Origin of the sequence: Paraburkholderia sp. A1RI_3L (genome assembly GCF_048957895.1) — a bacterium.
GTDB classification, from domain to species: Bacteria; Pseudomonadota; Gammaproteobacteria; order Burkholderiales; family Burkholderiaceae; genus Paraburkholderia; species Paraburkholderia kururiensis.
Genome location: NZ_JARCHA010000014.1, coordinates 90485 through 116349, shown reverse-complemented (window position 1 = coordinate 116349; position 25865 = coordinate 90485). Strand labels below are relative to the sequence as shown.

Annotated in this window: 26 protein-coding genes and 1 pseudogene; 20 read left to right on the top strand and 7 right to left on the bottom strand. The window is 65.9% G+C overall.

Going from position 1 to position 25865, the window contains the following annotated elements; all coding sequences use genetic code 11:
• Together PXJ20_RS28095 and PXJ20_RS28090 are read left to right on the top strand one after the other, a co-directional pair.
• Positions 1 to 329 (top strand): superinfection immunity protein (locus PXJ20_RS28095; RefSeq protein ID WP_421057456.1); only part of this gene is annotated, 329 nt, incomplete at its 5' end.
• A 77-nt stretch (positions 330 to 406) separates the two neighbouring features.
• Positions 407 to 673: a hypothetical protein gene (locus PXJ20_RS28090; RefSeq protein ID WP_421031481.1), complete on the top strand. Its 267-nt coding sequence runs from the start codon at positions 407 to 409 to the stop codon at positions 671 to 673.
• 20 nt (positions 674 to 693) lie between these two features.
• Here PXJ20_RS28090 and PXJ20_RS28085 read toward each other — a convergent pair whose 3' ends face one another.
• Positions 694 to 2097, bottom strand: coding sequence for a GntP family permease (locus PXJ20_RS28085; protein ID WP_017774235.1), 1404 nt, complete (start codon positions 2095 to 2097; stop codon positions 694 to 696).
• A gap of 387 nt (positions 2098 to 2484) precedes the next feature.
• On the opposite strand from PXJ20_RS28085, the gene PXJ20_RS28080 reads away from it, so the two are divergent.
• The 3 genes from PXJ20_RS28080 (at position 2485) to PXJ20_RS28070 (ending at position 5085) form a co-directional block, all read left to right on the top strand.
• Entirely contained in the window at positions 2485 to 3987 is a 1503-nt protein-coding gene (locus PXJ20_RS28080; RefSeq protein ID WP_421032615.1) for a sigma-54 interaction domain-containing protein, read from the top strand.
• A 144-nt stretch (positions 3988 to 4131) separates the two neighbouring features.
• Entirely contained in the window at positions 4132 to 4707 is a 576-nt protein-coding gene (locus PXJ20_RS28075) for a BON domain-containing protein (RefSeq protein WP_421057455.1), read from the top strand.
• A 141-nt stretch (positions 4708 to 4848) separates the two neighbouring features.
• A complete protein-coding gene (locus tag PXJ20_RS28070) occupies positions 4849 to 5085 on the top strand; it encodes a hypothetical protein (protein WP_017774238.1) in 237 nt (78 codons plus the stop codon).
• Between the two features lie 97 nt (positions 5086 to 5182).
• On the opposite strand, the gene PXJ20_RS28065 is transcribed toward PXJ20_RS28070, so the two are convergent.
• A complete protein-coding gene (locus PXJ20_RS28065) occupies positions 5183 to 6025 on the bottom strand; it encodes a helix-turn-helix transcriptional regulator (RefSeq protein ID WP_421031479.1) in 843 nt (280 codons plus the stop codon).
• Positions 6026 to 6841: 816 nt separating this feature from the next.
• Here PXJ20_RS28065 and PXJ20_RS28060 point away from each other — a divergent pair.
• The 3 genes from PXJ20_RS28060 (at position 6842) to PXJ20_RS28050 (ending at position 8787) form a co-directional block, all read left to right on the top strand.
• A complete protein-coding gene (locus PXJ20_RS28060) occupies positions 6842 to 7042 on the top strand; it encodes a hypothetical protein (protein ID WP_017774240.1) in 201 nt (66 codons plus the stop codon).
• Between the two features lie 125 nt (positions 7043 to 7167).
• Positions 7168 to 8367 carry a serine hydrolase domain-containing protein gene (locus PXJ20_RS28055; RefSeq protein ID WP_421031478.1) on the top strand — a complete coding sequence of 400 codons (1200 nt, stop codon included), beginning with the start codon at positions 7168 to 7170 and terminating at the stop codon, positions 8365 to 8367.
• Between the two features lie 132 nt (positions 8368 to 8499).
• Positions 8500 to 8787, top strand: a complete 288-nt coding sequence (locus PXJ20_RS28050; RefSeq protein ID WP_026121323.1) for an H-NS family nucleoid-associated regulatory protein — start codon at positions 8500 to 8502, stop codon at positions 8785 to 8787.
• Positions 8788 to 8790: 3 nt separating this feature from the next.
• Here PXJ20_RS28050 and PXJ20_RS28045 read toward each other — a convergent pair whose 3' ends face one another.
• Positions 8791 to 9039 carry a hypothetical protein gene (locus PXJ20_RS28045; RefSeq protein ID WP_126875584.1) on the bottom strand — a complete coding sequence of 83 codons (249 nt, stop codon included), beginning with the start codon at positions 9037 to 9039 and terminating at the stop codon, positions 8791 to 8793.
• 322 nt (positions 9040 to 9361) lie between these two features.
• Here PXJ20_RS28045 and PXJ20_RS28040 point away from each other — a divergent pair.
• The 3 genes and pseudogenes from PXJ20_RS28040 to PXJ20_RS28030 form a co-directional block, all read left to right on the top strand.
• Positions 9362 to 9540, top strand: a pseudogene (locus tag PXJ20_RS28040) (formaldehyde-activating enzyme); the annotation flags it as partial.
• The gene (locus PXJ20_RS28035; RefSeq protein WP_421032692.1) at positions 9533 to 9853 is read left to right on the top strand and encodes a hypothetical protein; all 321 of its coding nucleotides are present in this window, start codon (positions 9533 to 9535) and stop codon (positions 9851 to 9853) included. The pseudogene PXJ20_RS28040 and the gene PXJ20_RS28035, both read left to right, overlap by 8 nt.
• A 56-nt stretch (positions 9854 to 9909) precedes the next feature.
• Positions 9910 to 11511, top strand: coding sequence for a peptide chain release factor 3 (locus PXJ20_RS28030; protein WP_277599040.1), 1602 nt, complete (start codon positions 9910 to 9912; stop codon positions 11509 to 11511).
• A 74-nt stretch (positions 11512 to 11585) separates the two neighbouring features.
• Here PXJ20_RS28030 and PXJ20_RS28025 read toward each other — a convergent pair whose 3' ends face one another.
• Entirely contained in the window at positions 11586 to 12107 is a 522-nt protein-coding gene (locus PXJ20_RS28025) for a hypothetical protein (protein ID WP_421031477.1), read from the bottom strand.
• A 179-nt stretch (positions 12108 to 12286) separates the two neighbouring features.
• Here PXJ20_RS28025 and PXJ20_RS28020 point away from each other — a divergent pair, with 179 nt between their 5' ends.
• Together PXJ20_RS28020 and PXJ20_RS28015 are read left to right on the top strand one after the other, a co-directional pair.
• Positions 12287 to 13516, top strand: a complete 1230-nt coding sequence (locus PXJ20_RS28020; protein ID WP_421031476.1) for an MFS transporter — start codon at positions 12287 to 12289, stop codon at positions 13514 to 13516.
• Between the two features lie 40 nt (positions 13517 to 13556).
• Positions 13557 to 15986 (top strand): GNAT family N-acetyltransferase, encoded by a 2430-nt coding sequence (locus PXJ20_RS28015; protein ID WP_421031475.1) that lies wholly within the window; start codon positions 13557 to 13559, stop codon positions 15984 to 15986.
• Between the two features lie 115 nt (positions 15987 to 16101).
• Here PXJ20_RS28015 and PXJ20_RS28010 read toward each other — a convergent pair whose 3' ends face one another.
• Complete coding sequence (locus PXJ20_RS28010) at positions 16102 to 16644, bottom strand: hypothetical protein (protein WP_199540685.1); 543 nt, start codon at positions 16642 to 16644, stop codon at positions 16102 to 16104.
• Between the two features lie 183 nt (positions 16645 to 16827).
• Complete coding sequence (locus tag PXJ20_RS28005) at positions 16828 to 17703, bottom strand: IclR family transcriptional regulator domain-containing protein (protein WP_017774248.1); 876 nt, start codon at positions 17701 to 17703, stop codon at positions 16828 to 16830.
• A gap of 215 nt (positions 17704 to 17918) precedes the next feature.
• Here PXJ20_RS28005 and PXJ20_RS28000 point away from each other — a divergent pair, with 215 nt between their 5' ends.
• The 6 genes from PXJ20_RS28000 (at position 17919) to PXJ20_RS27975 (ending at position 23331) form a co-directional block, all read left to right on the top strand.
• Positions 17919 to 18242, top strand: a complete 324-nt coding sequence (locus PXJ20_RS28000) for a UxaA family hydrolase (protein ID WP_017774249.1) — start codon at positions 17919 to 17921, stop codon at positions 18240 to 18242.
• Between the two features lie 33 nt (positions 18243 to 18275).
• Positions 18276 to 19622 (top strand): UxaA family hydrolase, encoded by a 1347-nt coding sequence (locus PXJ20_RS27995; protein ID WP_421031474.1) that lies wholly within the window; start codon positions 18276 to 18278, stop codon positions 19620 to 19622.
• A 20-nt stretch (positions 19623 to 19642) separates the two neighbouring features.
• Positions 19643 to 20689 carry an aldo/keto reductase gene (locus PXJ20_RS27990; protein WP_126875590.1) on the top strand — a complete coding sequence of 349 codons (1047 nt, stop codon included), beginning with the start codon at positions 19643 to 19645 and terminating at the stop codon, positions 20687 to 20689.
• Entirely contained in the window at positions 20686 to 21585 is a 900-nt protein-coding gene (locus PXJ20_RS27985) for an amidohydrolase family protein (protein ID WP_421031473.1), read from the top strand. Before PXJ20_RS27990 ends, PXJ20_RS27985 begins: the two co-directional genes overlap by 4 nt.
• A gap of 71 nt (positions 21586 to 21656) precedes the next feature.
• Complete coding sequence (locus PXJ20_RS27980) at positions 21657 to 22400, top strand: SDR family oxidoreductase (RefSeq protein ID WP_421031472.1); 744 nt, start codon at positions 21657 to 21659, stop codon at positions 22398 to 22400.
• A gap of 82 nt (positions 22401 to 22482) precedes the next feature.
• Positions 22483 to 23331, top strand: coding sequence for an ureidoglycolate lyase (locus tag PXJ20_RS27975; RefSeq protein ID WP_421031471.1), 849 nt, complete (start codon positions 22483 to 22485; stop codon positions 23329 to 23331).
• 133 nt (positions 23332 to 23464) lie between these two features.
• Here the strand turns inward: PXJ20_RS27975 and PXJ20_RS27970 are convergent, their stop codons facing one another.
• On the bottom strand, positions 23465 to 23902 hold the full coding sequence (locus PXJ20_RS27970) for a PaaI family thioesterase (protein ID WP_199540689.1): 438 nt from the start codon (positions 23900 to 23902) through the stop codon (positions 23465 to 23467).
• 258 nt (positions 23903 to 24160) lie between these two features.
• Here PXJ20_RS27970 and PXJ20_RS27965 point away from each other — a divergent pair, with 258 nt between their 5' ends.
• Positions 24161 to 25783, top strand: a complete 1623-nt coding sequence (locus PXJ20_RS27965; protein WP_421031470.1) for a methyl-accepting chemotaxis protein — start codon at positions 24161 to 24163, stop codon at positions 25781 to 25783.
• Positions 25784 to 25865: the final 82 nt, after the last annotated feature.

Here is a 25865-nt window from a genome sequence, read left to right as displayed (position 1 = left end):
TGCAAATTCTGGAAGGGGCCGCGGTGATTGCCGCAATGAGCCTGTACCTGATTCCTTCCATCGAAGCGGACGCGCGCGAACACGCTGACGCGTTCGCCATCACGATGGTGAACATCCTGCTGGGCTGGACGATTGTCGGCTGGTTCGCGGCCCGCGCCTGGGCGCACCGCGCGGAGGACACGCAACCGCTGCTGCGCACGGCGCAACGGATTCGCAGCGCGGTGGGCCGGGTGACGAGCCAGAAGATCGTCGATCACGTGAAGCTGCGCGCGGCGCTGGAATGTCGCGACCTCACGAGGCGGCACGTTGCGACGGGGCCGTGTGCATGATGGCGGCTTGTTCTACCGGCGAGGCAGGTCCCATGCGTCGCCTTGCGCGATCGTTGGGACCACTGGTCGTTTCATTGATGGCCGCGAGTGCGGTGCTGGCGGGCTGCGCCTCCGCCACGGGCGTGAGCGCGACAGACAAGCCGGGCACCTACACCGTGTCGGCCTCGGCCACGGGCGGGCGGCTTGCATGGGCACGTGCCCATGAACGCGCGGTGACCGAAGCCAACGATTACTGCGAAAGCCGCGGCATGCAGACTAGCGTGGCCTACGAGCGAACGGACGGCATCGAAGCGTTCCAGCAGCATGGCGCGGTGCTGCGATTCGAGTGCCATCCGAAGTTCTGAACGTCTGAACGGGCGCGGCCTCAGACCAGCCCGGTCATGTAATAGACAGCGATCACGAAGAACACCGCGAGCGTCTTGATGACCGTGACCGCGAAAATATCGCGGTACGACTCGCGGTGCGTGAGCCCTGTCACCGCGAGCAGCGTGATAACGGCGCCGTTGTGTGGCAGCGTGTCCATGCCGCCGCTGGCCATGGCCACCACGCGGTGCAGGACGTCGAGCGGAATGTGTGCGGCCTCGGCGCCCTTGATGAAGGTGTCGGACATCGCCGCGAGCGCGATGCTCATGCCGCCCGACGCCGACCCCGTGATGCCGGCCAGCGAACTCACCGAAACCGCTGCGTTCACGAGCGGATTCGGAATGCTCTTCAGCGCGTCGCCCACCACGAGGAAGCCCGGCAGCGCGGCGATCACGCCGCCGAAGCCGTATTCGGACGCCGTATTCATCGACGCCAGCAACGCGCCCGCCACAGCGGCCTTCGTACCCGTTGCGAAGCGGTCGCGCACGCGGTTGAACGCCGTCAGCACGACCAGCAGAATGCCCAGCAGCAGCGCGCCTTCAACGGACCAGATGGCGACGACCTGCTTGATGGTCGCGGTAACCGGTGCATGCACGCCAGGCAATACCTCCGGCGCCACGGCGTAGGTAGCCGCGCCGTACCACTGCGGAATCAGGCGCGTGAGCGCGAAGTTCGCCACGCCCACCAGCACGAGCGGCGCGACGGCCAGCAGCGGATGCGGCAGGCTCGCCGTCTCCACGCGCTCCGGTTCGTTCACGAGTGCCGTGCCGTAACCCTCGCCCTTGGCCATCGCGCTGCGGCGCCGCCAATCCAGATAGGTAAGACCCACCACGATGATGAACAGCGAGCCGATCACGCCGAGCGCGGGCGCGGCCCAGGCGGTCGTCTTGAAGAACGTGGTCGGGATGATGTTCTGGATCTGCGGCGTGCCCGGCAGCGAGTCCATCGTGAACGAGAACGCGCCCAGCGCAATCGCGCCCGGCATCAAACGCTTCGGAATGTTGCTCTGGCGGTAGAGCTCCGCGGCGAACGGGTACACCGCAAAGACCACGACGAAGAGCGACACGCCGCCATAGGTCAGCAACGCACACACCGCGACGATCACGGCATTGGCGCGCGACCGGCCGATGTACCGGATGGCGGCCGCCACGATTGATTCAGAGAACCCGGACAGTTCGATCACCTTGCCGAACACGGCGCCGAGCAGAAACACGGGGAAATACAGCTTCACGAAGCCGACCATCTTCTCCATGAAGATGCCGGAGAACACAGGCGCCACGGCGGCGGGGTCGGTGAGCAGCACGGCGGCGAGAGCCGCGATGGGCGCGAAGAGAATCACGCTGTAGCCGCGGTAGGCGGCGAACATCAGAAACGCCAGAGCGGCAAGGACGATGACAAAGGACATTGAGTCTCCTGGTTGTTTTACGTGTACGCGCCGGCTTCGCGGGTGCGGTGGGGCATGTTGCGGCGCGATGAAGCGCGCCGCTGTATGCAGGTTCCGTGCCTGTCGGCCTGTAAACGGTGCCGCTGGCATTCGGGTACCGTCGGGCCACCCCGCCTGAGGCGGCTGTGCGGTGTTTGGCACAGCGAGCCACCCGTCACGTCGAGCGGCGAGTCACATCGCTGACCGTACCAGGTTGTCTCCATAGAGAGACGCCGCGGAGCATACGCGGGCCACAGATTACACCGATATCCGTGTATTTACGGGCTTGCTGCCTGTCTCCGCTGCGGGATACGATTTTCTCGAACTGGAGACAACGGGACATCCAGCATGCCGGGAGACGCTGACAGCATGATGAACGACTGGGCTGGCCTGCCTGCCACCTACGGCGATGTGCTGCGCCGCGCCATGGATTCGCTTTTCCGCACCTTCGAAAACTTCAGCGAAGGCACGTTCATCGTGGATGCTGATGCGCGCGTCGTGTGGATCAACAAGCGCTACGCCGCGCGCTTCGGTTTTGCGGACCCGCAGCAGGCCATCGGCCTCGACTGCGAGACCGTGATTCCCAACAGCCTCATGCGCGAGGTCGTGAACACGGGCAAACCGATTCTGCTCGACATCCTCGAGACGGACCGCGAACCGCTCGTCGTCACGCGTCTGCCGCTGAAGGACGATGCGGGCACGACCATCGGCGCCGTGGGTTTTGCGCTCTTCGACGAACTCAAGGCGCTCACGCCGCTCTTTTCCCACTATTCGAGGGTCCAGCAGGAGTTGATCGCGACGCGCCAGTCGCTCGCCCAGGCGCGGCGGGCCAAGTACACGTTCGCGAGCTTTGTCGGCACGAGCCCCGCGAGCCTCGAGGTGAAGCGTCAGGCGAGGCGTGCGGCGCAGGTCGACTCGCCGGTTCTGCTGCTGGGCGAAACTGGCACGGGCAAGGAACTGCTTGCGCATGCCATTCACGGCGCGTCGTCGCGCGCCGACAAGCCGCTCGTTACGGTAAATGTGGCCGCCATTCCGGACACGCTGCTCGAAGTCGAATTCTTCGGCGCGGCGCCGGGCGCGTACACCGGCGCGGATCGAAAGGGCCGCGTCGGCAAGTTCGAGCTTGCCGACGGCGGCACGCTGTTTCTCGACGAGATCGGCGACATGCCGTTGGCGCTGCAAGGCAAGCTGCTGCGCGTGCTGCAGGACCGCGAGTTCGAACCGCTCGGCTCGAATCGCATCGTGCGCGCGGACGTGCGGATCATCGCGGCAACCTCGGCCGACTTGCCCGCGCTCGTCACGGCCGGACGCTTTCGCGCCGATCTCTTCTATCGCCTCAACGTGCTGACCATCCACGCGCCGCCGCTGCGCGAACGGTTGTCGGATATCGAGTCGCTCGCTTACGCGATTCTGGAGGACCTTTCCACGGCGGGGCGCGGCGGTCATTTCGAACTGCAGGAGGACGCGTTGCGGCTGTTGTGCTCGCATGCGTGGCCCGGTAACGTGCGCGAGTTGCGCAACACGCTGGAGCGGGCGGTGATGCTGTCGGACAGCGAGCGCATCGATGCGCGGGCGCTCGCGCCGTTCATCGCCGTGGCCGGCGCTTCGCATGGCGCGAGCGCCGCGCCGGCCGCCGCGGCTAATGTGGCGGCTGGCGGTCGCGATGCTGCCGCGGCAACGGCAACGGCCGCGGCCGTGGCCGAAGCGCCCGCCCAGCCGTCATGGGCCGACGCGATGGCGACTTTCGAGAAGCGCTTTCTGGGCGAGGCGCTTGAGGCATGCGACGGACACGTCGCGGCCGCGGCCGCGCGTATCGGCATGGGACGCGCGACGCTTTACAAGAAGATTGCGGCATACGGCATCGAAGTGTGACCGGCGGCGTTTCCTTGCCGCCATCGGGAGACAGCGATGAGGCGAGCAGCGGCGTTGCAACGAAATGGGCAAGCGAGCGCGATTGAGCGGGGCGGGGTGAGGTCTCGTACGCGGCATCGACGACCGGGCGCGGTGGCGAACGCAATGCCGAAATCCATGGTCGCGGTGGCGCTCGTTGCGAGCGCGCTATGGGCGGTGTCTGCCGCGGTTGCTCAGGTGCCCCTTCAGACTCCCCCTCAGACGCCTGCCGCTATTTCCAGCGTTTCGGCGGCACCGTCCATCACCGAGCGCAAGAACTGGTACAACGATCCATTCTTCGCGCTCTCCCAGGACGTGCGTGGTTGCCCTCTGCCGCTTGGTCCGCTCATGACCAAAGCGGAGGCCGAAGACGACGCTCACTACCGCGTAGAACGCGGCACGACGTGCTGGCTTGCCCATAAGTGCACGAAGCCCAACTCCTATCTCTACGACGCGCCCATTGCCGACGCGATTCGCGCTTATTTCAAGGGCTCCGCGGCCCATTCGCTGGCGGGCACGAGCGTCTGGATCACCGTGCAGCGGCGCTTTGTGTACGCGGAGGGTTGCGCCCCGGCATCGTTCAACCGGCAAACGCTACAGCGCGAGCTCGAGGCCATACCGGACGTCGAACAGGTCTTCATGCGCGTGACCGATACCCCGAATGGCCCGCTGCCGTACAAAACCCTGGCGGCGCCCGAATGATGCGGTGCAGTGCGCGCGGGGCACAACGTGGCAAAATCTGCGTCGAATAACAACGAGCAGACCGGGGTCTGACATATGGCACGCAATCGTTCGTTTTGCCCACGCTGGATCAAGAGAAAGCCCACTGCAAGGATTGGCGCATTGGCAACTGCCGCGGCGCTGAGCACCCTTGCCCTGCTTGCCGGGTGCAGCAGCGGTCCGCCGCTTTTCCTCTCGGACGGCCGGCCCACCACGCAGGTGGACTGCTCGGGCACGGGTACCTGGGACTCGTGCGAGCAGCAGGCCCGCGCCCGCTGCGGTGGCGGCGCGTTCGACGCGTTGGGCCGCTCCATCGAAGGCCAAACGCGTACGCTCGTATTCGCCTGCCAGGCGAAATAGCGCGCTTCGCTTCAGCCTCTTCAGCGTTTCAGTTCAAAACTTCCGGTCAACGCTTCGGGCCATGACGTCGGTTCGAAGCGTCGTATCAAAGCTTTCGTCATAGTTTCCAGTCACGTGCGGCCTGCACGTACCCGACCGCGCTTGCGCCCGGCAGATGGAGCAGCAGCCGGACGAGATCCGGTTGGCGATTCGTGCCCGTCTTCTGGTAGATGGACTGCATCTGCTTGCGCACCGTGTCGGGCTGCACGCCCACGCGCGTGGCGATGTCCTTGGGCGTCAGGCCGTCGGCGAGCAGGTGCGCGATGCGGCTTTCCGCGGGCGTCAGATCGAAGGCGGCGGCGAGCAGATCTTCGTCGACAGGGGGCGCCGAGCGAGGGTGATAGAAGATCAGCATCGCGATGGTGCGCAGCCCGAAGGTGGCCGACACCTCGCCGGGCACGATCAGGTTGTAGAAGACGTAGAGCATGTCGCTGCTGTCGGCGCCCGGCTCCACTGCGGGCAGGCCGCTGTGGGCGGCGTCCGTGCCGCCCTGGCTCGTCATGGCGCCGTGGCCGTGGCCCTGGCATCTTGCCGGCGGCGCCGCTTCGCCGGGAATGCGCATGACGCGATAGTGGGCGGCGTCTTCATAGGCGCGCGGCTCACCGCTGCGCACGCGCCTTTCGGTTTCCGCGCAATCTTCCAGAAAGCGGCTATAGAACGGTTCGGGCAGCACGATACGCCGGCCGGCAATGCGCACGAGGGACGTGCTTTGCAGCAGGTGCTGCGCCGGTTCGTTGTGGCGCAGGAGTTCGCCTTCCGTGGAAGTCAATATGACGGGCTGCCTCGACCGGTTGACGAAAGCGTGCCCCACGAGCGCGTCAGTCGAAAACACATAGCGCTGGGCCTGCAATTGCGCTGCCCGCTCCAGATGCGGCGTGAGCCGTTCGAGAAATGCCGCCATTGCAGGAGGAAATGGTCCCTGCGCCGCTGTACGAAGACACGCGAAAATGACAGTTACCGTTTCATTTTCCAGGATTTTGCAAGCAGAGACATAGCGCCGTCCCACCGGAATCACGAATTCCTGAAAAAACCGGTTTTGCTGCACGAATACATCGTCAAAATGTTGATGACAATGGAACCATTTGCCGACCGGATACGACCAGAACAGTTCGAGTCTTGGATCGATTCGGTGATATCGCTGGATATATAGGATTTCACCGGCGGGCGGCAAGTTAAATCCGTCGCTGAATGACAGTGCCTGATGGCGTTTGTCAAACGCGAGCACGTGGATAGTGGTCGCGTCAATGAGCGCAGCAAGCTGCGCGTAAAACGCCTGCCAGGCCTGTGGATGGCCTACGGTGTCATAAATCCGGTGCAGCAGGCGATCATATTCAACCTCGCTTGGCTCCACGGTTCCCCCGATGTTGATGGCGGTCCGGCGAACACGTGCATTCCGTGCTGCTCATATTTTCCCCAAATGAGGAATATACAAGGAAATTACCGCCCGTTAATCTCTCCGCTCCTTTCCGCACATTTCCCGGCCAGTTTGGCGGAGAAAACGAGAATTTCGGTGCGGAGGCCAACGTTTGTCGCGGGGGCGCCGTTTTATAGTGGCTTACACGTGCGCCGGCAAACACAGAGAGGGCAGGTTTTTCCGCATCGCAGTTGCGGCTAAGGACAAAACGGCACAGTTTTCCGCTACGAGGGCACGGCCGAAACCTCACGAACGCACGTGAGCGTGTGTGCAGCGGTCTTGATTGCAATTCCGGGGAAAGCAATGAATCACCATCAACTCGAAAAAGACATTGAGCATCTGGAGCAAGTCATCGCAAGAATCTCGGCGGAAGACCGTATTCCGCTGTCCTACTGGCGCAATCGTCTCGCGCGGGTGCAGTCGGCCGATCTCGTGCCGTCGCAGGCGAGCCGCATCCGGCGGCTGAACGAGGCGCTTCAGGCGCTGGAAGCACGAACCAAATAGGCCGGCACGCCGCGCACCTGTGCCACCCGCGCGGCGTTGAAGACTGCACGGCCGACAAGCATCGCAGCCATACTGAAGAAAATGCCGGCCTTAGGTCGGGCGACTGGAACACTCAGGGGGCCTCGATGAGACGAGCAGGATTTTCCGCTGCGCGACTGGAAAAACTCGGCACTGTCATGCAGGGCTACGTCGACCGGGGCGACGTGGCCGGTGTCGTCACGCTCGCATGGCGGCATGGAGAAACCGCGTGGTTCGACGCGCGCGGCTCGCGCGACGAATCGTCGCAGGCGCCCATGGAGCACAGCACGCTGTTTCGTATCGCGTCGATGACGAAGCCGGTCGCGAGCGCGGCCGTGATGATGCTCGCGGAAGAAGACCGGCTCGCGCTCGACGATCCGGTGTCGCGCTGGCTGCCCGAACTCGCGTCGCCCCAGGTGTTGCGCGATCCCGCGGGCCCGCTCGACAACACCGAACCGGCGCGCACGCCGGTCACCGTGCTGGACCTGCTCACGCACCGGGCGGGCTACGCCTATCACTTCACGTCGATGGGGCCGCTCTCCGAGGCCTACAAGACGCTCTTCGATCGCCGCGATGCCTTCGCGAATGCCGATGCATGGCTTGCCGAGGCCGCGCGGCTGCCGCTGATCTTTCATCCCGGCACGCGCTGGAACTACAGCATCGCCACAGACATTCTCGGGGTACTGATCGAGCGCGTGAGCGGCACGACGCTGGAGGCATTCCTGCGCGAACGCATCTTCGTGCCGCTCGGCATGCGCGATACCTCGTTCTGGGTGCACGAGACGCAGCTGCCGCGCCTTGCCACGGCTTACGGCGTCACGCCGGGCACGATGCGGCGTGTCGTCGAAGATCATCCGTCGCGCAGCCGCTGGGCCAACCCCGCGCGCTTTCAAAGCGCCGGCGGTGGGCTCGTTTCGACGGCGCAGGACTATCTGATGTTTGCGCGCATGCTGCTGGAGCGCGGCCGTGTGGACGACATTCGTCTGCTCTCGCATCGCTCCGTGGACCTGATGCGCTCGAACTTCCTCACGCGCGACCAGCGCCGTATTCCCGCGTTCGGGCACGTGCATTGGGCCGGCCAGGGGTTCGGGCTGGGCCTCGCTGTCGTGGACGATCCGGCTCAGCAGTTGCCGCTCGGTTATCGCTCCACGGGCTCTTTCGGCTGGCCTGGCGCTTATGGCACCAGCTGGTTTGCCGATCCCGTGGAGAACATGATCGGCGTGATGCTGATCCAGTTGCGCACGGTCGAACCGTTTCCCATGGCCGCCGACTTCGAACGCCGCCTTTACGACGCAATCGACGATTGACGCGCGTTCTACCGCATGCCAATTGGTGGCTTAGCGGCGCTTAATCGTTTACGATCCGGTCCATGCCGCTTTATGGCGTACATTTGTGCGACGCATCGCGGCACTTACCTTGCAGACCGGAGATAAATGCTCATGCCAAGCTATAAGCAACTGACCGCCCAACTCGAAAAGCTCCATAAGGAAGTTGCCGTTGCACGCGAAAAGGAACTCGCGCAAGCCATTGCCGAAATCAAAGAAAAGATTGCGGAATATGGCATAACTGCCGAAGAACTTGGCTTTTCGGGCAAACGTTCGGTGGCACGCAAGCGCCCTCTGCCCGCCAAGTACCGCAATCCCAAGACCGGCGAGACCTGGAGCGGCCGTGGCCGCGCCCCCGCGTGGCTGGTCGGCAAGAATCGCGATCGCTTCCTTATCGAATAGTCTTCATGAGACGGGTTCACTCGCATGATTGCCCTGCGAGCGAATCTTGCCGGTTTTCGTCAGCAGATTTGAAGGTCCGCCGCTCGGCGAGCGAATGCGGCGGACTGTCTTTCGCGGGTTTTCCGTTATCTCGCGTAGTTTTCTCGCCTCTTTTACCCATTCTTTCCATTTCATTCTTTTCCTTTCGGGCGGATTGACCGACGTAATGGTCGATTGAGCATCAAACGGTGCGCCTCGGATGGCGTTCAGCATATTCGGGCCACGTGCGCGGAATCCCCGATTTGGTTCCCGCAAACTCTCACCTTTCGAATTCTTTCGTGATATCGCATCGCCTTTCCACCGCGCCATTTATGCGGATCATGGGGAGTTTGGGCTGATTTTCAGGCCGAATTTCGTATGGCGTTTCCCTATGCGCTGCATAGGCGCCACTCTCCCGCAAACCCTCACCTTTCGCGTGGCTGCGGGCAAACCCGGTGATGAGCGCGCCTCATAACGCGATGAGAAAACATCGATTCCTCTGGGCTCAGGGGGGAATAGCACAATCCGCGCATTCCTCTGAATTGCGGATATGACCATGAGCGCCAATACGGAAACGCAGCTTTATATCGGCGAAGGATTTGAAGGGCCCGGCGCTAATCTCGCCCCTATCAACGGGCTGGTGGGGCCGCGCGATGGCCCGGCATGCCAAAGGCGTTTGCCACGGCGCTGGCGACGCCTTCGGCTGGGCATGCGCCGTTTGTCGTGATTGCGCGCGCCGCATCAGGAAAACCGCCTCATGGAATACGTTCGTCCTGGCTGGTCCGGCCTCGAGGTGTCGCGCCTGTGCCTCGGCACGATGAACATGGGCACGCCGCGCTTGTGCCCGGACCCCGCCTTCGCTCCCCAAAATGCGTTTTCCGGCCCCACGGCGCTGTGGCTTCAGGCGCCCATGGTTTTTGCAGAACCGGCGGCCAATGACGTGTATCATCGCGCCTTTCCGGCGAATTTTCGCCGCTGGCGGCATCGTCCGGTCATGCCGCCGCCTCTTGTGCCGCAAGGCTCGCGGAGCCTGCGCCAGAACCCGTGATGCCCAAGGCCGCCCGCGCACCGGACGCGAGCGCGCCCCCGTCGCTTCCTTTGCCGATGTCACTCTCCGAACTCAAACGTCGCCGCACGTTCGCGGTCATTTCGCACCCGGACGCGGGTAAAACCACGCTGACAGAAAAGCTGCTGTTGTTTTCGGGCGCCATTCAGATTGCCGGCACCGTGAAAGGCCGCAAAAGCAACCGCTACGCGACGTCCGACTGGATGGAAATCGAAAAGCAGCGCGGCATTTCGGTGGCGAGTTCCGTGATGCAGTTCGAGTACGGCGACGCCGTGATCAACCTGCTCGACACGCCGGGCCACGAAGACTTTTCCGAAGACACGTACCGCGTGCTGACGGCCGTGGACGCGGCGGTCATGGTGATCGACGGCGCGAACGGCGTGGAAGCGCAGACGCTCAAACTGCTCGAAGTCTGTCGCAGCCGCCGCACGCCTATCGTCACATTCATCAACAAGCTGGACCGCGAAGTGCGCGAGCCGCTCGAACTGCTCGACGAGATCGAGCAGCACCTGGGCGTGGCGGCCGTGCCGTTCACCTGGCCCATCGGCATGGGCAAGGAATTCCAGGGCGTCTACGACATTCAGCGCGACCAGGTGCGGCTCTTCCGCGCGGGCCAGGACACGGCGGGCGGCGCGGTGGAAACGCTGCAGGCCATCAGCAACGAGGAAGGCGAGCGCCGCTTCGGCTTTGCATGGAACCGCGCGAAGGAAGAGATCGATCTGATCTCGGGCGCCACGCCCGCGTTCGACCGCGAGGCGTTCCTTGCCGGCCAGCAGTCGCCTGTGCTGTTCGGCTCCGCGATCAACAACTTCGGCGTGAAGGAAGTGCTGGACGCGCTCGTCGACCTCGCGCCGCCGCCGTCGGCCCGCATGACGGTGCAGCGCGCCGTGGATCCGAGCGAACCCAAGTTCACGGGTGTGGTGTTCAAGGTGCAGGCCAACATGGATCTGGCGCACCGCGACCGCGTGGCGTTCATCCGCGTGTGCTCGGGCCGCTTCGAGCGTGGCATGGCGCTCAAGGTGACGCGTTCGGGCAAGACCTTCCGCGCGAACAACGTGGTGAGCTTTCTTTCGCAGCGGCGCGAGACGGTGGCCGAGGCGTATCCGGGCGACATCATCGGCATTCCGAATCACGGCACGCTGAGTCTGGGCGACACGCTGACTGAGGGCGAAGACCTGCAGTTCGTCGGTCTGCCGTTCTTTGCGCCCGAAATTTTCCAGACCATCGAAGTGGTTGACCCGATGCGCGCGAAGCAGCTTGGCGAAGCGCTCAAACAGCTGGGCGAAGAAGGCGCGATCCAGGTGTTCCGGCCGCTGCACGGCGGGTCAATGATCCTGGGCGCGGTGGGCCAGCTGCAGTTCGAGGTGGTGTCACACCGGCTCTCGGCCGAGTACAAGGTGGACGTGCGGATCATGCCGGCGCGTTACCGCATGTCGCGCTGGGTGACCTGCGAGGACGCCGGCGAATTGCGCCGCTTCACGGACGCCTACGCGGCCCGAATGGCATTCGATGCATCGAATGCGCCCACGTATCTGGCGTCGCACGTTTCAGAGATCGAGGTGGCCCAGAAGGCGTGGCCGAAGATCGTGTTCAACGAGCTGCGCGAACACTCGGGCGCGCCGTTCAAGAAGGCGATGTAGGCGCGAGTGCCTCGCGTTGTGGGCGGCGGCATGCCGCCGCCCACCGCTGTCTGCTGCCGCAGCCCGCGTGCGTTTCAGCGCACCGCCAGCAGATTCACCTGCACGTTCCCCCCACCCGCGGCCACGTTCACACCGATGTTGCCGCTCGCACCCGCCAGCGCGCCCGCGCCGAGCGAAGCCGCCAACGCCGCGGATTTCGCCGCCGTCTGTTCGAGCCGCATGGCCGCTTCTGTCTGCTGCTTCGTATCCACTTCGACCTGCGGGCCCGACATCAGCGCGATCTGATTCGCCTGCACATTGAGCGCGCCCGCGGCCACGTTCACGCCGACGTTGCCGCTCACGCGGCTCAGGGCGTCGGCGCCCACGGCGGCAAGCGTTGGCTCGCTCCACGTGTTCCACGTAGCACTTCCCGCGCTTTCCTGCGTGACCGAAAGCCGCGTTGCGCCGAATAGCGCCTGACTGTCGGCGCCGGCGCCGGCGTCGGCATCGGAGACCGTTGCCGTTGCTGCTTGCGACGGAGTCTGCGCAAAGGCGGACGGCACACTGGCCAGACCGGGCGCGAGCGCCAGCATAAGCACGAACGTACGAATCTTCATGAGCAGTACCCCGCGTGAGCGCGTCCATCGAGGACGGATAACCGGGGTAACGGCCTCTTTCAGCACAAAGTTGAGCTGCTGCGCGACTCCGTCGCAGGGCGAACCGCGGGCGCCAGAACCGCAGCACCGGAATGCGATACTGCGCGTTCCCGTTCACGCCCAACGAGGACCGCCTTCCGATGACCCAGCCGCCCCACGCCACCGAGTCGCCCCAAGCGTCGCCCTTGCAGCGCCACGTGCCGCGCGCCATCTGGACGCTCGGCTTCGTGAGCCTTTTCATGGATGCATCGTCGGAACTCGTGCACAGCCTGCTGCCGATGTTCCTCGTGGGCAGCCTGGGTGCGAGCGCGACCATCGTGGGCGTGATTGACGGCATTGCCGAGGCGCTCACGCCGCTCATCAAAACGCTGTCCGGCCTCCTGAGCGACTACCTTGGCCATCGCAAATGGCTCGCGGTGGCGGGCTACGGACTGAGCGCGCTCAGCAAGCCGCTCTTCGCGCTGGCGCCCACCTCCGGCGTGGTGCTCGCAGCGCGCATCGCCGACCGAACCGGCAAGGGCATTCGCGGCGCGCCGCGCGACGCACTGGTCGCCGACATCACGCCGCCGCATCTGCGCGGCGCCGCGTACGGACTGCGCCAGGCGCTGGATACCGTCGGCGCGTTCATCGGCCCGTTGCTTGCCGTCGTCATCATGGAACTATCGGCGGACAACTTCCGGCTCGCGTTCTGGCTGGCCGGCATTCCGGCGCTGGCATCCGTGGCGCTGCTCGCTGCCGGCATACGCGAACCGGCCGCCACGCAGCGCGCGCCGCGCGTCAATCCGTTCGCGCGCAGCAGCCTCGCCAAACTGGGCGGCGCGTACTGGTGGGTCGTCTTCGTCGGCGCCGCGTTCGCGCTGGCGCGCTTTTCGGAAGCGTTCCTCGTGTTGCGCGCCATGAAGAGCGGCGTGCCGGTCGCGTTCGTGCCGCTCGTGCTGGTGGCCATGAACATCGTCTACGCGTTGGCGGCCTACCCGTTCGGCAAGCTCGCCGATTCCATGAGCCACACGAAGCTGCTCGCCTGGGGCTTGCTCGTCCTGATCGCCGCAGACATGGTGCTCGCGCACGGCACGCAGTGGCCCGTGGTGCTCTTCGGCGTGCTGTTGTGGGGCCTGCATATGGCGATGACGCAAGGGCTGCTCGCCACCATGGTCGCGCAGACCGCGCCCGCCGACCTGAAGGGCACCGCGTTCGGCTTCTTCAATTTGATGAGCGGCGTCGCGCTGCTGATCGCCAGCGTCGTGGCCGGCGAGCTATGGGACCGCCTGGGACCGCAGGCCACCTTTTATGCGGGCGCTGCATTTGCGTTGTTGACGCTCGCCGCCCTGGCCGCGAAAGGGTATGTACGCCACAGGGCGGATGGCTCATGATCGGGCATCGTATCGAGCCAGCCAGCGACAAGGAGAGGCCGTGACTGTACGCAATCTCGATGCCGTCTTCCGGCCGAAGTCCATTGCCGTGATCGGCGCTTCGTTGCGGCCCGGTAGCGTGGGCGCCATGGTGTGGACGCGCGTCTCCGAGGGCGGCTTCACGGGGCCGCTCTGGCCCGTCAATCCCAAATACACGGACAGCGGCAGCCTGGGCGGCCATACCGCGTTCGCCGATGCCGGCGACCTGCCGGAGGCGCCCACGGTGGCCGTGATCTGCACGCGTCCCGCCACGTGGCCCGGCATCGTGCACCGGCTGGGCGGCATGGGCACGCGCGCCGCGATCATCGTCGGCGAAGCAACCACCGACGACGACCGCGTTCACGTGCGGCACACGTTGGCTGCGGCGCGTCCGCACCTTTTGCGTATCGTCGGGCCGGGCAGCCTTGGCGTCGTGTCTCCCGCGCTGGGCGCGCACATGGGCGCGCCGTCGTGCCAGGTGAAGGCGGGCGGCGTGGCGTGGGTCTCGCAATCGAACGCGCTCACCAACGGCGTGCTGGGCTGGGCGCGTGCGCGCGATCTCGGTTTCTCGCACGCTATCGCACTGGGCGGCGAAGCGGACGTGGACGCCGGCGACGTGCTCGACTACCTCGCGAGCGACCCCGGCACGCGCGCCATCCTGCTGGAACTGGGCACGGTGCACGCCGCGCGCAAGTTCATGTCGGCGGCGCGCGCGGCGGCGCGCAATAAGCCCGTGCTCGCCTTGCGCACGGGCCGCGCCGATCCCGCAGACGCGATGTACACCTCCGCGTTCCGCCGCGCCGGCATGGTGCGCGTGGATGCGCTCGACGACCTGCTCGACGAAATCGAAACGCTCGGCGTGGGCCGCGTGGCGGCGAGCGATACGGCCACGTTGATCGCGAGCGACAGCGGCGTCGCCACACTCGCCTGCGATGCCTTCGCCGCCGCTGGCGGCACGCTCGCGCGCTGGCCCGAGGCGGCGCGGGCCGCGATCGCCGACGTCCTTCCGCACGCGAACGCGGGCAACCCGCTCGTGCTCGGCAACGACGCGCGCCCCGAGCATTTCGGCGCCGCGCTCAAGGCGCTGGCCGTGCATCGCGAGACGGGTACGGCGTTCGTCGTGCATGCGTCCACGCACAGCGCGCCCGCATCGCAGGTGGCGCAGGCATTGATGGAGAACCAGCGGCACGCCTATCGCGGCCTGCTCGCGTGCTTCTTCGGCGGCGTGGATGCCGCCACGCGCAACGCGCTGCACGCACATGGCATTCCGGTGCACAGCACGCCGGCGCGGCTCGCGCGTGCGTTCGCCCGTCTCGTGGATTACCGGCTGGGCCGCGAGCTGCTCATGCAGACGCCCGAGAGCGCACCCATTCACCACCCGGGCGCAGTGGACGCCGCGCTGCGCGAAGCGCGCGCCGCGCTGGCTGCGGGCACCACCGAGCTGACGGGCGAAGCCGCGGCGCCATTGCTGCGCTGCTTCGGCCTCGACGTGGAGGCCACCGATTCCGGGGAAGCGCAACAGAACACGCGCGACGCCACGACATCGCGTGCGTCGAGACCCATCGTGGACGTGGCCGTTTCCCTGCACGACGACGACAACTTCGGTCCCATCTTCCGCTTCGATACGCCTTCCATCGACGGCGTCTCGCCGCCGCTCTGCGTGTACGGCCTGCCGCCGCTGAATCCGGTGCTGGCGCGCGACATCGTGTCCCGCACGCCATATGCGAAGCGCGTGCCGCCGGAGCCTACGCTCGCGGCGCTCACGCGACTTTCGCAGGCCGTGTGCGACGTGCGCGAGATCGTCGGTCTGCAACTCACGCTGCGCGTGCTGCCCGAACGCACGGTGATTCTGGCGCCGCGCATCGTGCTGGCGGGCAAGCGCAGCCGCCTCGCTATCGTGCCGTATCCGCGGCGGCTGGAAGAGACCATCGACTGGCACGGCGAGCGCCTCACGGTGCGGCCCATTCGTCCCGAAGACGAGGCGGCGCATCGCGAGTTCGTGGAGTCCATGACGCCCGAAGACTTGCGGCTGCGTTTCTTTTCGGCGGTGGGGAGCTTCGATCACTCGCAGCTTGCCCGCATGACGCAGATCGACTACGACCGCGAGATGGCGTTGATTGCCACCGAGACCAAGCCCGACGGCTCGATACGCACGCTCGGCGTGGCGCGCGCCGTGGCCGACCCCGACAACGAGACGGCCGAATTCGCCGTGGCGGTGCGCTCGGACCAGAAGGGCAAGGGGCTGGGCCGGCTGCTGATGGAAAGGCTGATTGCCTATGTGCGCTCGCGCGGCACGCACTGGATTGTGGGCGAGGCGCTGCGCGAGAACACCGGCATGATTGCGCTCGCGAAAGCGGTGGGCTTCACGGTGACATCCACCGACGACCCCGGCGTGGTCGCCTTCAGACTGCCGCTGGACGAGCCGGAACAGGCGGCCCAGCCAGCGGCGTGAATGTGGCGGGGGCGGCCGGGGCCGCTTACATTGCGGCGCGCGTTACGGCCCTGGGTTACGCCGTGAGTTACGCAGCGAATCGCGCCGCAAATCGCGCCGTGGATGACGCCATGGATTACGCCGCGAGCTTCGCCGCGGCTTCGTTCACCTGGCCGCGCGTAATGGCCAGTTCTTCGAGCCATGCCGTGGCGTACTCGACGCCCGTTTCGCGCTCCAGACGCGCGATGGTCGCGGCGCAGCGCGCGCCGTCCTTCGGCGTGGCGATGAACGACTTCACCGATTGTCCCGTCTTGAACGCCTCGAAGAGCGGCTCGCGCACTTCGTCGGGCAACGCGCGCACCCACTGATACGGCTTGCCGTTGAACGTGAGCGAAGGCGGTAGCACGCGCTCCTTCTTCGCGGCCGGAATCAGGCCATAAGTGCGCGCGGCCTCGCCGATCTGCTCGGGTGAAAACAGTTCGTCGGGCGTGATCTCGAATTGCTGGATGTACGTTTCGATGGCCTGCATCGCGGCGGCGCGGTCGTCACGCTTCTTCTGCGCGCGGGCGACGATGTCGCGCAGCTCGTCCGCCTCTTCGGACGTGATCGTGAAGCTGGCCTGTTTCTGCTGGAGTTCGGAAAAGCGCTGGAATTCGTGGTCGGTGAGAAGTTTCGCCATGTCTTACGAGATGAGGCGCGCTGCCCGGCAAGGCTGCCCGGCGCGGCGCGGTTTTGGGAGGGGCGACATTCTAACCGGATTCGATGGGGCGTCGGGACGTGAAACGGCGCGCGGCGCAGGCGAGGCTGCCGATGACCGGGCGCGGCGAGCGGAACGGCCCGACGCCAGGCTCTGCGCCCCGCGCTAACCTGCCGCCGGCGCGTCCTGCTCGCGAAACATCGAAAGCGCCTCGGCCGTTTCGCGCAGCAGATTCGTGGCGTCGTCGAGCGAGGGCGCCACGTATTCGTCGATCCGCTTCAGGAACGGGCACGTGAGCGCCGCAATGGCCTGGCCCGAAGGCCCGAGCAGCGGAAAGGTGACGTCGGTCACGCCGAAGATCTGCTGGCTTTCCTTGCGCAGGAAGCCCGCGGCACGCACGCGTTCGCACGCGGCTTCCAGGGCGTCGTGGTCGATGGTTACTTCGCCCTTCACCTTGGTGTGCTCCGCAAGCATATGCGCGCGCTGCTCCGGCGCCTGAAACGCGAGCATGGTGCGGCCCGAGCCGGTGTCCACGAGGCCCACGCGCGAGCCGAGCCGCACGGCGATGCCCCACGTGCCGGGGCCGTCCACCTGCGCGATCACGAGTAGATTGCCGCGATCGTAGACGGCGAGGTGGCACGACTGCTCGGCCGTGTTCGCGAAGCGGTGCATGAGCGGCTGCGCGTAAGCGATCAGCCGCTCCATGGGCGGATGCCGGTGCGCGAGCGCGAAGAGCTTGAGCGAAAGCGAATAGCGGTCGCCGCCTTCGGATCGCACCACGTACTGGCGCGCCACGAGCCGCTCGAGCATGCGATACATCTCGCTCGCGTTGCGGCCCAGCAGCTTCGTGATCTCGGCGCGCGTGAGACCGCCGCGCTGGTCCGAGAGCAGCTCCAGTATGTCGAGCCCTTTGTCGAGCGCCGGCGCGCGGTAGCGGTCGGACTCGTCTTTCGGCTCGTCCCGCTGGTTCCTTTCCTCCGGCAGATCCCGTTCATCCCGCTCTGCCGCGCCTTCGCTGTCCTTCCCGTCCCCGTTGTTCATCGGTTGCGTTCCCGTTGCCTTGCTCATCGGATTATCCCGGCGCGTGAGTGTAGAGGCGAGGCGTCAGGCCGCCGCCAGGGAAAACACGGACGCATGGTGCGGTGCACTTGCCTTGACGTCCATAGGTTCGCCTATGAATAATAGATTCATTAATGAATTCACGCACTCATGTCCAACGTAGAGCCAAAGCGCACCCGAGCATCACGGAGAAACCCTTGAGCGGCCCACTGCCTACCGACCCGCGGCTGATCCTGCTGAGCCCGGAGGACAACTGCCTGATTGCGGGGGCGCGTCTGGAAGCGGGCACGCAGCTGGATATAGAAGGCGAGCGCGTCACGCTCGCGAAGACCATCGACGTGGGCCACAAGGTGGCCCGCCGCGCGCTGGCGAAAGACGAAAAGGTGGTGCGCTACGGCGCGCCCATCGGCCATATGACCGCGCGTGCCGAGCGCGGCGAGCACTTGCATACCCACAACCTGGAAAGCGACTACCTGCCCACTTACACCCACGACTCGGGTCACGAGTTCGTGAACCACTGACCGAATGCGGCCCGTGCCGTGCCGGATCGAATCATGAGCGATAGAGACGTAATCGAATCAGCGTCGGGCGGCGGCCCGGGCGAGGCGCGCCCCGTGCTGCAGGGCTGGCTGCGCAGCGACGGCCGCAAGGGCGTGCGCAACGTGGTGGCCGTGGCCTATCTTGTGGAGTGCGCGCACCACGTGGCGCGCGAGATTGCCGCGCACTTCCGCACGCCGCTGGGCGGCTTCGACGTGAGCGAGGCGGGCTCGACAGATGCGGCGGCCGGGGAACCGCCCGTGCATCTGATCGGCTTTCCCGGCTGTTATCCGAACCGCTACGCGGAAAAGATGATGCAGCAGCTCGCCACGCATCCGAACGTGGGCGCGGTGCTGTTCGTCTCGCTGGGCTGCGAGAGCATGAACAAGCACTATCTGGCCGACGTGGTGCGCGAAAGCGGCCGGCCGGTGGAGGTGCTGACCATCCAGGAGAAAGGCGGCACGCGCAGCACGATCGAATACGGCGTGGATTGGGTGCGCAACGCGCGCCGGCAACTCGCGGCGCAACGCACGGTGCCTATGGCGCTCGACGAACTCGTGATCGGCACCATCTGCGGCGGCTCGGACGGCACGAGCGGCATCACGGCGAACCCCGCCGTGGGCCGCGCGTTCGACCACCTGATCGCACACGGCGCCACCTGCATCTTCGAAGAAACGGGCGAGCTGGTGGGCTGCGAGTACCACATGAAGAACCGCGCGGCCCGGCCCGAACTCGGCGACGCGATCGTGGCCTCCGTGGAGAAGGCCGCGCGCTATTACACGGTGCTGGGCCACGGGTCGTTCGCGGTGGGCAATGCCGACGGCGGGCTCACCACGCAGGAGGAGAAGTCGCTGGGCGCGTATGCGAAGAGCGGGGCGTCGCCTATCGTCGGCATCGTGAAGCCGGGCGACGTGCCGCCCACGGGCGGCCTCTATCTGCTCGACGTGGTGCCCGACGGCGAGCCGCGCTTCGGCTTTCCCAACATTAGCGACAACGCCGAGATTGCCGAGCTGATTGCCTGCGGCGCGCACGTGATCCTGTTCACGACAGGGCGCGGTTCGGTGGTCGGGTCCGCGATTTCGCCGGTCATCAAGGTGTGTGCAAACCCGGTCACTTACCGTAATCTGTCGGGCGACATGGACGTGGACGCTGGCCGCATTCTGGAAGGCCGCGCCACGCTCGACGAAGTCGGGCGCGAGGTGTTCGAACAGACGCTGGCGGTGGCGCAAGGGGCGCCGTCGAAGTCCGAGGCGCTCGGTCACCAGGAATTCATCCTGACCTACAAGACGTTCGAGCCGGTTGGCCCCGCATGCCTGCCCGCCAGTGCGCAGCCGCGCGGCGCGTTTGCCGTCGCGCCCAACTGATCGAACCCGGAGGAGACACCATGACAGCAGTGCTGCACCCCAAAGTGGCCGGCACGCGGCGCATCGGTCGCCGCGACGTGGAGGTCACCGGGCTCAGCCTCGGCACCGCGCCGCTCGGCGGCCTGTATCGCGATCTTTCCGACGAAGAGGCGCAAGCCACCGTGGATGCCGCCTGGAACGCAGGTGTGCGCTACTTCGATACGGCGCCGCACTACGGACACACGAAGGCCGAGCATCGGCTCGGCACGGCGCTGCGCCGCTACCCGCGCGCGGACTACGTCGTCTCCACGAAGGTGGGCCGCCGCTTCGTGCCGCGCACCACGCCCTATGACGGCAGCGAAGGCTGGCAAAACCCGCTGCCGTTCCAGGCCATCTACGACTACACGCACGACGGCATCCTGCGTTCGTTCGAAGACAGCCAGCAGCGGCTCGGCATGGTCGATATCGACATCGTGCTCGTGCACGACATTGGCCGCTACACGCACGGCGAGCGCAACGCGCACTACTGGAAGCAACTGACCGAAGGCGGCGGCTTTCGCGCGCTGGACGAACTGCGTTCGTCCGGTGCGGTGAAGGCCGTGGGACTGGGCGTGAACGAAGGCCAGGTCATTCTCGAAGCGATGGCGGAGTTCGACATCGACTGCGCGTTGCTCGCGGGCCGCTACACGCTGCTGGAGCAGGGCACGCTGGAAGACCTGCTGCCCGCCTGCACCGCGCGCAACGTGAGCATCCTGCTGGGCGGCGCGTTCAATTCGGGCATTCTCGCGCGCGGCGTGCAGGGCGACCTGAAGTTCAATTACGGCGATGCACCGCCCGAAGTGATCGAACGCGTGGCGCGGCTCGAAGCCGTGTGCCGCGCGCACGACGTGCCGCTCGCGGCGGCGGCGCTGCAGTTTCCGTACGCGCATCCCGCAGTGGCCACGGTGCTCACGGGCGCGCGCACGCCGGCCGAACTGATGGAAAACGTGGGCTCGTTCGAGCGCGCAATTCCCGCTGCGCTGTGGCGCGCGCTGCGCGAGGAAGGGCTGCTCGACCCGCGGGCGCCCGTGCCGGGGGACGCGCCGTGACGGCCGCATCGACGCCGCCCGCGCATTCGAGCGCGGTGCCGCGCATCGACGCCCATCAGCACTTCTGGAAGCCCGAGCGGGGCGACTACGGCTGGCTCACGCCGGAACTCACCACGCTCTATCGCACCTTCGGTCCCGCCGACCTCGCGCCGCTGCGCGAGCAGGCGCACGTGGCGCGCACGGTGGTCGTGCAGGCCGCGCCTACTGTCGACGAAACGCGTTATTTGCTGGATCTGGCGCGCGAAGAGGAGTCGGTAGCGGGCGTGGTGGGCTGGGTGCCGCTCGACGATCCGAACGCGCCACAGTGGATCGCCGAACTCGCACGCGAGCCGAAATTCAAGGGCCTGCGCCCGATGCTCCAGGACCTGCCCGACGACAACTGGATAGCCACCGCGCCCATCGCGCCCGCCATCGACGCGATGATCGAGCACGACCTCGCGTTCGACGCGCTCATCTTCACGCGCCACGTGGCGGCGCTCGAAACGTTCGTGCGCCGCCATCCGCGGTTGCGCGTGGTGATCGACCACGGCGCGAAGCCGCCCATCCGCGACGGTGCCGGCGATGGCAATGGCGACGCGGGCTTTCGCGCCTGGGCCGACGGCATCGCGCGGCTCGCGCAGCTTTCGCACGTGCAGTGCAAGCTCTCCGGGCTCGCCACCGAAGCGGCGCCGGGCTGGACCGAGGCCACGCTGCGTCCGTACGTCGATCATCTACTGGCCACGTTTGGCGCCGAGCGCCTGATGTGGGGTAGCGACTGGCCCGTGCTGAATCTCAACGGCGACTATCTGCGCTGGCACGACGCTGCGCAGACGCTGCTCGCCGGCCTTTCCGCTGCACAGCGCGACGCCGTATTCGGCGGCAATGCCGCTGCGTTCTATCGTCTGTCAGCTCGCTGACGTATGTCTCGCGTGGAGCGCGTGCTGCAATAGCCAGTATGTCGCGCGCGCAATTTCGAGTGGAGCCGTGCATGGTACAAAGACTCAACGGAAAGACAGCATTGATCACTGCAGCGGGCCAGGGCATCGGGCTCGCCACTGCCGAGCTGTTTGCGCGCGAAGGCGCGCGCGTGATTGCGACCGACATTCGCATCGATGGCCTCGCGGGCAAGCCCGTGGAGGCGCACAAACTCGACGTGCTGGATGCAGCGGCCATCGAAGCGCTTGCGCGCGACGTGGGGCCCATCGACGTGCTGTTCAACTGCGCGGGCTTCGTGCACGCAGGCTCCATTCTGGAAGCGAGCGAAGAGGACTGGGACTTCGCGTTCAACCTCAACGCGAAGGCGATGTACCGCACCATTCGCGCGTTCCTGCCGGGCATGCTGGAGAAGGGTGGCGGCTCGATCATCAACATGTCGTCGGCGGCGTCGAGCATCAAGGGCGTGCCGAACCGGTTCGTCTACGGCGCGTCGAAAGCGGCTGTGATAGGGTTGACCAAGTCCGTCGCGGCCGACTTCGTGACGCGCGGCATTCGCTGCAACGCGATCTGTCCGGGCACCGTGGCGTCGCCCTCGCTCGAAGAGCGGATCGCGGCGCAGGCCAAGGCGCAGGGCATCACGGTAGACGCCGCGCGCGCGGCCTTCGTCGCGCGCCAGCCGATGGGCCGCGTCGGCAAGGCCGAGGAAATCGCGGCGCTGACGTTGTATCTGGCTTCGGACGAATCGGGCTTCACCACCGGCCAGGCCCATGTGATCGACGGCGGCTGGGCGAATTGAGCGCTTGCCGTTTGCTTTCACGGACCACTCGCATTGACCGCACTGATCTCTTCTCATCACTGAACACACAGGACACGCAACGATGAAACTGCTTCGTTATGGGCCGAAAGGCCAGGAAAAACCGGGCTTGCTGGATGCCGATGGCAAGATTCGCGACCTGTCCAGCGTAGTGCCCGACATTGCAGGCGACGTGCTCACCGACGCGGGCCTCGCGAAGCTGCGCGCGGTCGACGTCGCCTCGCTGCCCGTGGTGGAAGGCAATCCGCGCATCGGGCCGTGCGTGGGCCGCATCGGCAAGTTCGTCTGCATCGGCCTCAACTATGCGGACCATGCGGCCGAATCGAACCTGCCTGTGCCCACGGAGCCCGTCGTCTTCAACAAGTGGACGAGCGCCGTGGTGGGTCCGAACGACGACGTGGAGATTCCGCGCGGCTCGAAGAAGACCGACTGGGAAGTGGAACTGGGCGTGGTGATCGGCAAGCCCGCGAAGTACATCGACGAAGCGAATGCGCTCGACTACGTGGCGGGCTATTGCGTGGTGAACGACGTCTCCGAGCGCGAGTGGCAGATCGAGCGCGCGGGGCAGTGGGACAAGGGCAAGGGCTTCGACACGTTCGGCCCCATCGGCCCGTGGCTTGTGACGCGCGACGAAGTAGCGAACCCGCAGAACCTGGACCTGTGGCTCGAAGTGGATGGCCATCGCTACCAGAACGGCAACACGCGCACGATGGTGTTCACCGTGGCGAAGCTCGTCTCGTATCTCTCGCAATGTATGAGCCTTCAACCCGGCGACGTCATCTCCACGGGCACGCCGCCCGGCGTGGGCATGGGCGTGAAGCCGAACCCCGTGTATCTGAAGGCGGGCCAGACCATGCGCCTTGGTATTCAAGGGTTGGGCGAGCAGCAGCAGCGCACGTATGCCGCTGAATGAGCGGCCGCAATAAGTAGCGGCACGCAGTCGAGCAAGTAATCGAGTAAGTGAGCGAACAAATAAGCGAGCAAGCGTTCGCGGCGTTCGCGGCAACTGTCGCGGTCACGTGAGCGGTCACGCGATGCATGGGCGCCTACGCCGAAGCGGCGAGGCGCCCGTTTTCTTCCGGCAGCCGATTAATGGTGCCTTGCGCGACGGCCACCAGTTTTTCCTCGCCCGCATCCACCACGAACACGCTGCACTGGCACGTCGCCTGTTGACGGCTGGCGTAGACGACCTGCGCACGCGCAAGCAGCACGCCGCTCACCGCGGGCCTCAGATAGTTGATCTTGTATTCGCCCGTCACGACCTTCGGCCCCAGCGCCAGCGCGCCCGCGAACGTCAGCGCGTTGTCCGCCAGATAACTCAGCACGCCACCATGCACGAAGCCGTGCTGCTGCCTCAATTCGTCGCGCACGGGAAGGCACAGCGTCAGATCCCTCGTCCCCACATGCGTGAGTTCGGCGCCGAGCAGCATGCTGAACGGTTGGGCATGCAGCGCGCCGCGCGCGCGATCCAGTAAATCGGTCATTGTCGTTCCTCGGGGCCGGTCCGTCCGCTGCGACGTCCCTCACACTGGCCCTGTTGACGTTCTCAGGACTATAGGAGGCGCGTTGCGATCGGACAAGGACGGCTTGGTCGCAGCGTCCGCTTCGCGCACTCTCCATGCCGCCCCGTTTTTTGCGCTCAAGCCAACGTTTGCGCGGCCGTAAACCAGGGCGTGAGCGCTGGTGGCGGGTCGCGCTGCGGCGTCTCACCGCTTTCCTATTTCTCGCAAGTCAGGTGTTCAATGTTCAGCAAGATCAAGGTCGCATCCGGCCTGTTATGTGTTCTGGCCGCTTTTTGCGTGTTGCAGGTGGTCACCGAGGGGCTGGGGTTCTGGTCGCTCACGCGCACGCACGATGACGTAGGCGATCTCTCCAACATCGCGCTGCGGCAGATGGATGCGGTGAACGAGACCACCCAGCATCTGATGGACGCACGCATCAACCTCTCGCGCGCGGGCACGCGGATGGTTCGCGGCGGGACCGAGCCCACCGAAATCGTTCAGCACGCGCGCGAGCAGCTCGCGCTCGCGGAAAAATCGTTCGCCACATTTACGGGCGCACGCAAGATGAGCGCCGAAAACAGCGCGCGCGCCGAGGCACTCGCCGAGCGCTTTCAGAAGCTGCATGGCGCGCTGACCGAACTCGCGCAGTTTCTCGACGCGGGCAACATCCAGGCGTTCCTCGATCAACCGACGCAGTCTTTCCAGGACGCGTATCTCGCCGAGCAACACAATTTCGTGCAGTTCAGCACGGCGGCGAGCCGCGCGTCGCTCGATTCCATCGACAGCCGTCTTGCGTTGTTCGACGGCGTGGGTCTCGCGATTCTCTTCATGCTCGTCGCGTTGACGGTTGCGGTCTACATCGCGTTGCGGCGCGGCGTGGTGGGTCCGCTCGAAGACGCGGGACGTCACTTCGAGCGCATCGCGCAAGGCAAGCTGAACGAACCGGTCGTGGCTCAGGGCACCAACGAGATCGGCCGTCTCTTCTCCGGGCTCGCGAGAATGCAGGCCAGCGTGGCGCGCACCGTGAAGGTGGTGCGTGAAGTGGCGGACTCCATCCATATCGGCGCCGACGAAATCGCCACGGGCAACGCGGATCTTTCGGCGCGCACCGAGAACCAGGCGGCATCGCTGGAAGAAACCGCCGCAAGCATGGAGGAGCTCACCTCCACCGTGCGCCGCAACGCCGACCACGCGCGCGAGGCGAACGAACTCGCGAACACGGCGCTCGACGCCACATCGCGCGGCAGCGAAGTCGTGAACGAAGTGGTCGACAAGATGCGCGGCATTGCGCGCAGCTCGGACAAGATCGCGGAGATCATCGGCGTGATCGACGGCATCGCGTTCCAGACCAACATCCTCGCGCTGAATGCTGCCGTGGAAGCGGCGCGCGCGGGCGAGCAGGGCCGCGGCTTTGCCGTGGTGGCCGGCGAAGTGCGCGGGCTGGCCCAGCGCAGCGCGCAATCGGCCAAGGAGATCAAGACGCTGATCAGCGAATCCGTCGCGCAGATTCAGGGCGGCTCGGAATTGGTCGAGCGCGCGGGCGAAGCGATGAGCAACGTGTCGGCGTCGATTTCGCGCGTGACGCAGATGATGGCGGACATCACCGCGTCGTCGATGGAGCAGAGCACCGGCATCGAGCAGGTCAACCAGGCCGTGGTGCAGATGGACGAGATGACGCAGCAGAACGCGGCGCTCGTCGAAGAGGCCGCGGCGGCTGCGGCGTCGCTGCATCAGCAGACGCAGCAGTTGAAGCAGGCGGTTTCGGTGTTCGAGATTTCGGAGGCCGTGCTGGGCGATGCGCGCAGCGGTGGGATGTCGGCGGGGCGGCGAGTGGAGCCCGCGGGCGCGTTCGCGGCGGCTTGAGCGCGAATGGCTGCACGCGTTTCGTTTGCGTGCGGTGGGCTCGTTTGGTTGACGCTCGCGGGCTTCAGCGGGGCGAGCTTGT